The sequence below is a fragment of the uncultured Litoreibacter sp. genome, assembly GCF_947487515.1.
In the GTDB taxonomy this organism is placed as follows: domain Bacteria; phylum Pseudomonadota; class Alphaproteobacteria; order Rhodobacterales; family Rhodobacteraceae; genus Litoreibacter.
Genome location: NZ_CANKWO010000002.1, coordinates 13458 through 22787, shown reverse-complemented (window position 1 = coordinate 22787; position 9330 = coordinate 13458). Strand labels below are relative to the sequence as shown.

The following is a 9330-nucleotide window of genomic DNA, read 5'->3' as shown; positions in this document are numbered from 1 at the left end:
TGGGCGGTAAAAACCAATGTTAAAGTCGCGTGGGCTTTTCAATATCAATACCCGTATTCGAGAGAATGCGGAAGACTTAAGCACGGCCCTACACAGCCATATGCTTAAGGTGTTTGCACCTGATGCGCGCAAAGAGCTGCGCCTGTTCTCCGCCGGTGAAGCGGCCGAACTGTTGGGGATATCCACAAGCTTTCTGCGCAAGCTTCATTTCGACGAGAAAATCGCTGATGTTCAGGCCACGGCTGGTGGAAGAAGACTCTATTCCGCCGCAAACCTGCTTGAAATCCGTGAAACCCTAGAGAAAACCGCGAAGACCAAAGGAAGCTATCAGCGTGGGCGCGGCCCCGAAGATAAAGTTCAGGTCCTTTCCTTTTTGAACTTCAAAGGCGGCTCTGGCAAAACGACAAGCGCGATCCATACTGCGCAACGTTTGGCTCTAAAGGGCTACCGCGTTCTATGCGTCGATATTGACCCGCAAGCGTCTCTAACCACCTTGTTTGGCTATACGCCCGAGGTGGATTTCATCGAGTCCGGCACGATCTATGACGCGATCCGCTATGATGATCCGGTCCCCTTCTCCCAGATTGTGCAAAAGACGTTTTTCACTGGGATCGACCTCGCTCCGGGCGGCTTGCTGTTGCAAGAATTCGAACATGAGACCCCGCAAGCCCTTCGGACGAATATTCAGCCCCCGTTTTTCGCGCGGCTGGCAACAACCTTGCAGGAAGTCGAGGATGACTACGATGTCATCCTGTTCGACTGCCCGCCGCAGCTTGGCTATCTCACCATGGCGGCCCTATGTGCCTCGACCGGTGTGTTCATCACGATCGTGCCGAACATGCTGGATGTCGCCTCCATGTCGCAGTTCTTGCAGATGAGCGCCGATCTTTTGGACGTTGTCTCTGATGCGGGGGCAGATATGCGCTTCGATTTCATGCGCTTCTTGATCAATCGTTACGAGCCAAACGACGGACCGCAGCAACAGGTCGTGGCCTTCCTGCGGCAACTGTTTGCCGAGGAAGTCATGGTGGCGCCAATGCTGAAATCCACGGCGATTTCGGACGCGGGCTTAACGCAGCAGACCATCTACGAAGTCGAAAGATCGGCATTCCACCGAAATACCTATGACCGCGCGGTCGATTCACTCAATCTTGTGAACGATGAGATTGAAACACTGCTTCAACAAGCATGGGGTCGTTAAATGGCACGTAAAGGCATCTTAAGTTCAGACATCACCAAGGCAGAGCGCCCCGCGCCGGCCCCTGCCCCAGCACGCCGCGGTGCCGTGGGTGCGCTGCAATCCTCCCTGACCAAGCTGCAAGAAGGCGCAGTGCAGGAAATAGACCCTAACTTGGTCGATGACGCCGGTGTGGAAGACCGTTTGGGCGTCGACCCAACGGCCCAAACGCAGCTCAAAGAGAGCCTCAGCACCTATGGCCAGCAGGTTCCAGTGCTGCTGCGCCCGCATAGCTCCAAACAGGGCCGCTATGAAATCGTATATGGTCGACGCCGTCTGAGGGCGTTGCGGGATCTCGGCCTGCCGGTGAAAGCGATGATCCGTCAACTCGACGATCACGCGCTGATCATGGCGCAAGGTCAGGAGAACACGGCGCGCCAAGACCTCAGCTTTATCGAAAAAGCGTCCTTTGCCGCGCAATTGCAGGACGGCGGATATGACCGGCAGACAATCGCCGCAGCGCTGTCGCTGGATTTGCCCATGGTGTCGCGGCTGCTGAAGATTGGCACCGCCTTTGATTTGGAATTTCTACGCCAAATCGGATCGGCCCCAAGCATTGGGCGTGATCGTTGGTTCGATCTGGCGAAGGCGCTCGAATCCGATAGCGTAAAGGCCCGCGTTTTGGCCTTTATGAAGACACCTGACTTCAAAGGCAGCTCCGACGCGCGCTTCGACCTTGTGCTGGCGCGTGCGGTGCAAAAACAAGACAAGCCCAAGAAATCCCCGCCCAAAGCCCGCACCTTAAGGGCAGGGGGCAAGGCCGTGGCGGACATCAAGACAGGCCCGCGTGGCGTCACGTTAACCATTCAGGCGCGCACTGCAGAGGGGTTCGACCAATGGGTCAACACCCACGCAGACAGCTTGATCCAAGAGCTTCACGATCGCTTCAAAGAAAGCGCGACGGAAGACTAACCCCGAGGAAGAGCAACCAAAGAAAGGCACGACAAGAAAGCAGACAACGGCTGAAATAAGAAAAGCCCCCCAGGTATGATCCCGGAAGGCCCTTCTCGATCTTTGCACTTTTGAGATAGCCCACATCCGATGATCCAGTCAACTCTGCGTGCCGCGCAGGGCAGGGATTTTGTTGTCTTTCGTGACATAAAAATGAAACATGCGTCCCAAACCGAGTTTGGGCGGCCGGTAGAGGTCGTCTTGAACCCAGACCAAGATCACTGCATCGACAAGTGGAAGGCGTTGAATGCGCTCACCGATGCGGCCGAACCCTATGAATTGTCGCATCGTACATTGGGCGTTTTGAAGGCTCTCATGAGTTTCTTGCCTGATCGCCTGATTCACCCGATGCCAGGGCAAGCCATCGTCTTTCCATCAAACCGCACCTTGTCCCACCGGTTGAACGGGATGCCCGACAGTACATTGCGCCGCCATCTGGCCGCGCTGGTGACCGCAGGAATTGTCAGCCGTCACGACAGCCCGAACCGCAAACGCTATGCACGCGGGCAGCGGGCAGGGCAGGGGGGTATCGCCTTCGGGTTTGATCTGTCGCCGATTGCCAGACACTCGCTGCACCTCCTTCAGACGGCCCAATCCGTTCAGCAGGCCCGCGCAGAGCTCGCCGAGCTGCGCGCAAGACTGGGGTGTCTTCGCCATCAACTGCTCGATGCAGAAGGCCCTGATGCATTAACCGAAGACACCCGCCGCGCTTTGCGTCGTAAGACAAAAAAAGACGAGCTTGAGCTGTTGATCACGCAGATAACCGCCCGCCTGAACGCCGCAGAAATGAGCACCTCAGACAGCCAAAATGAGCGGCACATACAAGCAAGATCTAAATATAACTCTGACTCTGAAGATCACGGCGCGCAACTTGCATCACCAAAAAAAACAAAGCCCCAAGGCGAACCCTCGGAGTGCTTAGAAAGACCAAGCGCAATTTCATTGGGGATGGTGCTTGAAACATGCACCTCCTTCCAAAGCTACTTTCCAGAAAAGATTCGAAACTGGTCTGACCTAGCCTTAATCTCAGAGCGACTGTCTTTGATGCTGGGCATTGATCCGCCCGTCTTTCACGAAGCCTGCGCCACCTATGGTGTTAAACGGGCCAGTGTGATCATTGTTTTCATGTTGGAAAAGGTCGATAGCATCCAAAACCCTGGTGGCTACCTTCGTCGAATCACCCAAAGGGCGCGAAACGGAGGGGTGGATGTCCACTCCATGCTGTGCAGTCTCAAATTGTCAGCTGACAATGAAAAAATTGTTTGAAAATCAGGAGGTTACGAAAGTGAACAGCGCTGTTTCCTACTTGGCCGGCCTTGCGACAGCGGTCTGCGCATTGAAGCAAGGGTGTTCCGACATTCAGAACCACATCCATGGGCGGCGGGCTTTCGCCAGAATGTCATGAAACACAGCCTTCTGCCCCGAGCGCTACCTTGCCTCTGTACCGCAAATATGGTTCATCTAGTAGCCATGGCGGCTGCAACCACAATGGCGTGGGTCGACCTGGGGGAAAGAGCATGAGAACCAAACTTTGGCTTGCGGGCCTGAGCATAGCTATTTTGGCCGTTTCGGGCTGCGCCTTGCCACGCGGTGCTGCGCTTCAATCCGAAATCGTGAAACAGTCGGATAACGACGAAGCAAAGTTGTTCGCCGTGTACCCCGTCACCCAAGAGTTTTTGCCGCGATATGCCGATTGGCCCAAAACTGGGAAAGTTCGAAACTACGCGTGGATCAGCAAGCAGAAGGGCCCGATCGGTCGCGTTCTTTTGCCTGGCGACAGCATCAATATTGCGATCTGGGACAGCGATGAAAATTCGCTTCTGACCGCGCCGGAGCAACGGATCGCTCAGCTGCAGGTGGCCAAAGTTTCTACCAATGGGACCATCTTTCTTCCCTACGTCGGATCTGTGCGCGTCAGTGGCCTGACGGAAAGAGTTGCCCGTGAGAAGATTCAAGAGTCTTTCTTGGCGGTATCCCCATCCGCACAGGTTCAAATAACTACAGAGCCCGGTAGCCGTCACAGCGTGGACCTCGTGTCTGGCGTGAACAACCCCGGATCCTTTCCGTTGCTAGAGCGTGACATGACCGTTCTCTCGGCGATCGCCAGCGGCGGGGGCGCGCGTGAAAGCTTTGAGAACCCGCATGTCCGCCTGCTGCGCGGGAACAAGACATATGCGATATCCTTGGACAAACTCTTCAAATCGCCGTCCTTGGACACCACCCTTCGGCATCAAGACAAACTTCTGGTTGTCGAGGATGAAAGCTACTTCCTGACCATCGGCGCGTCTGGACGCGAAGAGATCATCACATTTCCCCATTCGAACGTGAATGCGCTGGAGGCGGTTTCGCTCATGGGTGGATTGTCAGACGGGCGGGCCAACCCAGAAGGCCTTCTTATCCTTCGGGAGTATGGCCGAAAGGCAGTCAGAACAGACGGTATCGCCGGACCGGAGAATTCACGGGTTGTTTTCACCCTAGACTTAACCTCCGCTGACGGGTTGTTCAGTGCGAAGAACTTTACTCTCAACCCGAAGGACGTCGTTTACGCCACAGAAAGCCCCGTCAACAATGCGAGAACAATCTTCAGCTTGATTGGTTCAGTCTTTGGTGTGGCAAACCAAGTTTCCAACTGACGCAGTTTTAACCATTGGGGCTATATTTGTGCGAAGGGTGATTGATCGCCCTTTCTAAAACGCACTCAACCACCGAGGACCTATGACACAACGTAAAGGCATCATTCTGGCCGGAGGCTCTGGGACGCGTCTTTACCCGATTACGCATGGCATCTCCAAGCAGCTGATGCCCATCTATGACAAGCCGATGATCTACTACCCGTTGAGCGTCTTGATGCTTGCAGGTATTCGCGAGGTAGCGATCATCACGACACCTCAGGATCAGGCCCAGTTCAAAAGCTTGCTGAAGGACGGAAGCCAATGGGGCATCTCGCTGGAGTTTATCGAGCAACCAAGCCCCGATGGCCTCGCGCAGGCCTATTTGCTGGCTGAAGATTTCCTTGATGGCGCGCCGAGTGTCATGGTTTTGGGGGACAATATTTTCTTTGGGCACGGATTGGTTGAATTGCTGACCGAGGCCGATCAATCCGCCGAAGGGGGAACTGTCTTTGGCTACCGCGTCACTGACCCAGAGCGCTACGGCGTGGTTGCGATGGATGAGGCCGGCAAGGTTATCGACCTGATCGAGAAGCCCGAAGTGCCGCCCAGCAATTATGCGGTAACGGGGCTGTATTTCTTGGACGGATCAGCACCCCGACGCGCCCGCGCGATTACCCCGTCCGAGCGTGGCGAGCTTGAGATCACTTCCTTGTTGCAAACCTATCTGGCGGACGGCGAGCTGAATGTGCAACGCATGGGCCGCGGCTTTGCTTGGTTAGACACGGGGACGCACGGCAGCCTTTTGGATGCAGGCAATTTTGTGCGCACCCTACAAAAACGCCAAGGCATGCAAACCGGCTGCCCAGAAGAAATCGCGTTTGACCAAGGCTGGATCAATGAGGCCGACCTGCGCAAGCTGGGCGAGCTTTACCAAAAGTCGGAATACGGAAAATATCTACTGTCGTTGATCGCTTAGTACCGCCGAAGCGCCAACGCCAGCGCAAGGCCCATCTGGCCTACCAGTCCTTGCCGATAGAGACCCGGGTCGCGCAGCAGCGACAACCTGTTGCGCAGGCCAGCATCACGGCCACGTATAACTTGGTTTAACGTGTCGGCATGGCTGGCCGTCAGCATATCCTTACACACATCCAACGCATGTAGGTTGGCCGTGTTCCACCCGCGGTAATCCCCGCGTGCCATGCGCCGCAGACGCTTGGACATAGCCATCATGCCAGCCGCACTTCCGATTTGGTTCGCGCCGTGTTGACGATAGTACAAGCTGGGCTCAGGATCGAAGAGAACGTTCCCCCCGGCGCCAGAGACCAACTGATAGAGCCACCAATCATGGACGGGCACCTCTATACCTCGATCATTCGCGGCTTGAACCAACTTCAGGGCGGCGGCGTTCAACAGCATTGTGTTTCCGCCTGCAAAATTCTGCCCGATGGCGTGATTGAAGGTCAGATCAACCGTGGCCCGCCGAGATATTCTGTTGGGTTTCAGATCAAAGTCGCATTCCAAAGTAGCAGAGCCGTATAGGGCAGGGCGGCTCGGGGCCGCGCCCAAAGCCTTCACCGCACGGGCCAGCTTGTCAGGGAACCATATGTCGTCTTGATCCGAGAGGGCCACGTATTGGGTTGTGGACGTGATCCCAGAGAGTGCGCTGAGGAAGTTCGCAGCAAACCCTTTTTGCGGGCCGTCACAGATGATCGCCTTGCCGCCGGTCCAATTTGCCGCCCAAGCTTTGGCAACTTCACGTGTTTGATCTGTCGATCCGTCGTCTGAAATCAGGATCGTGTCGGGGGGCAAAGACTGTGCCGCGATGCTGTCCAATTGCGCCTGCAAGAACTGCGATCCGTTATAGGTACACACCACCACAGCACAGTGCTGTGCCTTCGCGTCCAAGGCGGATTGGTCTTCCATTGGTGTTTCCTGCTCTTGAGGCACGTGTGTTCGGGCGCTTTCTTGGGGGTCAATCTCGACGACCCAATTGGTATAACTCGTATCTATCTAAAACTAGAGTCATAGAACATAGAAACGGCCAAATTTGATACCGAAATGAGACGGCCAAATCGATCATTTCCTTAACCTGTCGAAGTCTTGGAGGCTCGGAGCAGGTTATGCAATTATTCGTTCAGGACGTGATTTTTCCGATTGGAGAAGTCACGTCTCATGTGAGTTCCTTAACAACCTATCAATTGGGGGGATCAACATTCCTTCTTGTTGGGTACAATGGAAACTTATCGATAGAGAGTTTTGAAATCTCTTCTGGGCATAATGTGTCACATCGAGACACTCTGAGCATCCCTGGAAATGTGACCGCCGGCGCAGATGGTGCACTTGCCCTAACATCTTCCGGCAGCGCCATCGTCACTGGTATTCAGGGACATTCGATACGAAACCTCTCGCTAGAGAGTGATGGGAGTCTAGAGCTGACGGGGTCACTTGATCTGGGTTCATCTTTTGACAGGCCTGTGATCGACACCGTAAGGATCGAACAAGGAGGAGCGGTTTTTTCCTACTCTATCTCCGGTTCTGGAACACAGATCGAGGTTGACCGGATTGATGGAGCTGGCGTTGTGACATCGTTGGGGGTCACAAATCTTGTGGCAACTGCGGTTGGCGCAGCTTCCGTGGCTCTTAGGGACCTTGCGCAAGTTGAGAGCGGCGGGCAGAGCTTCTTGATTGGCGTCGCAGCAGGTGCTGACGCGGTAGCTTCCTTTGGGGTCGCACCGAGCGGCAGCTTGAACCAAATCGACCTTGTCGGTGCGGAAACTGGACTGGGGATCAATGCCCCTGAAATTGTTTTGGCTGTTGATATGGTCGGGCGGTCCGTGGTGCTGGTTGCCGGAGCAGGAAGTAGCACCATTTCAGTTGTAGAGGTGCTGCCAACGGGTGAGCTTGTCGCATTGGATCAGGCGGTAGATACCGCGATGACGCGATTTCACGGGGTATGCGCCATGGCCACTCTTGAAGTGGGTGGGTCTTCCTTAGTCTTTGTGGGTGGGACTGATGGGGGGGTAAGCGTTCTGCAGTTGCTGCCGACTGGGCGCTTGATCCATTTGGATACCTTGATCGACACGACGGATATTACGCTGGATTCTGTAAGCGCGCTGACGGCCATTCAAAACGGAGATGTCATTCAGGTTTTCGTATCGAGTACCCATGAAGAAGGAGTGACATTGCTAAGCTTGCCGGTCGCGGACATCGGTGTCACACGCGTTTCAGACCAAAGTGGCATCACGCTCGATGGGACAGGGCAAACAGATGTTTTGGTCGCGCGGAATCTGGATGTTACATTGACGGGTGGAGCGGGCGAAGATCACTTTGTTTTTGATCTGCCGCTTGAAACCACCGGACATCTTGGGCACATCACCGACTTTCAATCACGAATAGATAGGATTGTGTTTCCCCAATTGGTTATGTTGTCAAACTTATCCCAGATAGCGGTTGTCCCGACGATGGAAGGCGCTGAATTATCCTATCAGGGGATGACGCTTAGCATAACCAGCGCATCGAGAGAGAGTTTGACCGCAGATGACTTTCTGCCGTCGACGTTTTTTGACCTAGACCATCATTTTGTGGGGAACGCTCCGGGTGTGCCGGATTTTAACCCTCCTGATCCGAACCCTGATCCTGACCCAACACCCGATCCTGATCCTACACCCGATCCCGATCCAACACCGGACCCTGACCCGGATCCTACTCCCGACCCTGATCCTGATCCAGCACCTGACCCCGACCCTGATCCCGACCCCGAGCCGGGAATGACTTTGCTTGGGACGACCGGCGACGATTCACTGATCGGTGGGGCTGGCCAAGATACGATGCGGGGGCGGAACGGCAATGACATGCTCCAAGGAGCGGCAGGCGACGACCAAATCTATGGCGGGAATGGCTACGATAGAATCGTAGGCGGATCAGGTAACGACACCATCTATGGTGGCTTCGATAGTGCCGATCTACGTGACGAGATTTCTGCCAATGCCGGTGATGATTTTGTCGACGCCGGCTATGGAAACGATCTTGTTTACGGTGGCGATGGTGACGACACAATTATTGGTGGCTTTGGTGCCGATCGGTTGATTGGTCAAAATGGGGATGACATCATCACGGGGGGGCCGCTCAGCGATATGATATTTGGTGGAGACGGGAGCGATTTCATTAACGGTGGCTTTGGCCATGACCGTGTCAACGGTGGCAGTGGAGGCGATGTTTTCTACCATTTGGGAATTTTTGATCACGGCTCGGACTGGATTCAGGACTTCACGAGTTTGGAGGGTGACACTCTGGTTGCCGCAATCTCTGGGGCAACAGCCGACGACTTTCGCGTCAATTTTGCCGAGACCGAAAATGCAGGTCAGGCCGGCGTGGCTGAGGCCTTTGTGATTTATCGCCCGACCAATCAAGTGCTGTGGGCATTGGTTGATGGATCTGAAAACGATAGTCTGATGCTGCAAATTGGATCAGGTTCTGCATTCGATCTGCTCTCATAAAGTAGCGAGGCAGAAAGACTTAATTTTGTCTTAA

Annotated in this window: 7 protein-coding genes; 6 read left to right on the top strand and 1 reads right to left on the bottom strand. The window is 54.8% G+C overall.

The features are described 5' to 3' along the window. Positions 1-16: 16 nt before the first annotated feature. The 5 genes from repA (at position 17) to rfbA (ending at position 5776) form a co-directional block, all read left to right on the top strand. A complete protein-coding gene (gene repA, locus Q0746_RS05620) occupies positions 17-1201 on the top strand; it encodes a plasmid partitioning protein RepA (RefSeq protein ID WP_298258132.1) in 1185 nt (394 codons plus the stop codon). Then, on the top strand, positions 1202-2149 hold the full coding sequence (gene repB, locus Q0746_RS05615) for a plasmid partitioning protein RepB (RefSeq protein ID WP_298258130.1): 948 nt from the start codon (positions 1202-1204) through the stop codon (positions 2147-2149). A 192-nt stretch (positions 2150-2341) separates the two neighbouring features. After that, positions 2342-3454, top strand: a complete 1113-nt coding sequence (repC, locus tag Q0746_RS05610; RefSeq protein ID WP_298258128.1) for a plasmid replication protein RepC — start codon at positions 2342-2344, stop codon at positions 3452-3454. Between the two features lie 251 nt (positions 3455-3705). After that, positions 3706-4821 (top strand): polysaccharide biosynthesis/export family protein, encoded by a 1116-nt coding sequence (locus tag Q0746_RS05605; RefSeq protein WP_298258126.1) that lies wholly within the window; start codon positions 3706-3708, stop codon positions 4819-4821. Positions 4822-4903: 82 nt separating this feature from the next. Continuing rightward, positions 4904-5776, top strand: a complete 873-nt coding sequence (rfbA, locus tag Q0746_RS05600; RefSeq protein ID WP_298258124.1) for a glucose-1-phosphate thymidylyltransferase RfbA — start codon at positions 4904-4906, stop codon at positions 5774-5776. On the opposite strand, the gene Q0746_RS05595 is transcribed toward rfbA, so the two are convergent. Continuing rightward, a complete protein-coding gene (locus Q0746_RS05595) occupies positions 5773-6723 on the bottom strand; it encodes a glycosyltransferase family 2 protein (protein ID WP_298258122.1) in 951 nt (316 codons plus the stop codon). The two genes, rfbA and Q0746_RS05595, sit on opposite strands and share 4 nt — an antisense overlap. 356 nt (positions 6724-7079) lie before the next feature. Between Q0746_RS05595 and Q0746_RS05590 the strand changes: the two genes are divergently transcribed. Next, complete coding sequence (locus tag Q0746_RS05590; protein WP_298258120.1) at positions 7080-9296, top strand: calcium-binding protein; 2217 nt, start codon at positions 7080-7082, stop codon at positions 9294-9296. The last annotated feature ends 34 nt before the right edge of the window (positions 9297-9330 follow it).

Coding starts and splice junctions, on each gene's coding strand:
- repA (WP_298258132.1), top strand. CDS start 17: ATGTTAAAGTCGCGTGGGCTTTTCAATATCAATACCCGTATTCGAGAG.
- repB (WP_298258130.1), top strand. CDS start 1,202: ATGGCACGTAAAGGCATCTTAAGTTCAGACATCACCAAGGCAGAGCGC.
- repC (WP_298258128.1), top strand. CDS start 2,342: ATGAAACATGCGTCCCAAACCGAGTTTGGGCGGCCGGTAGAGGTCGTC.
- Q0746_RS05605 (WP_298258126.1), top strand. CDS start 3,706: ATGAGAACCAAACTTTGGCTTGCGGGCCTGAGCATAGCTATTTTGGCC.
- rfbA (WP_298258124.1), top strand. CDS start 4,904: ATGACACAACGTAAAGGCATCATTCTGGCCGGAGGCTCTGGGACGCGT.
- Q0746_RS05595 (WP_298258122.1), bottom strand. CDS start 6,723: ATGGAAGACCAATCCGCCTTGGACGCGAAGGCACAGCACTGTGCTGTG.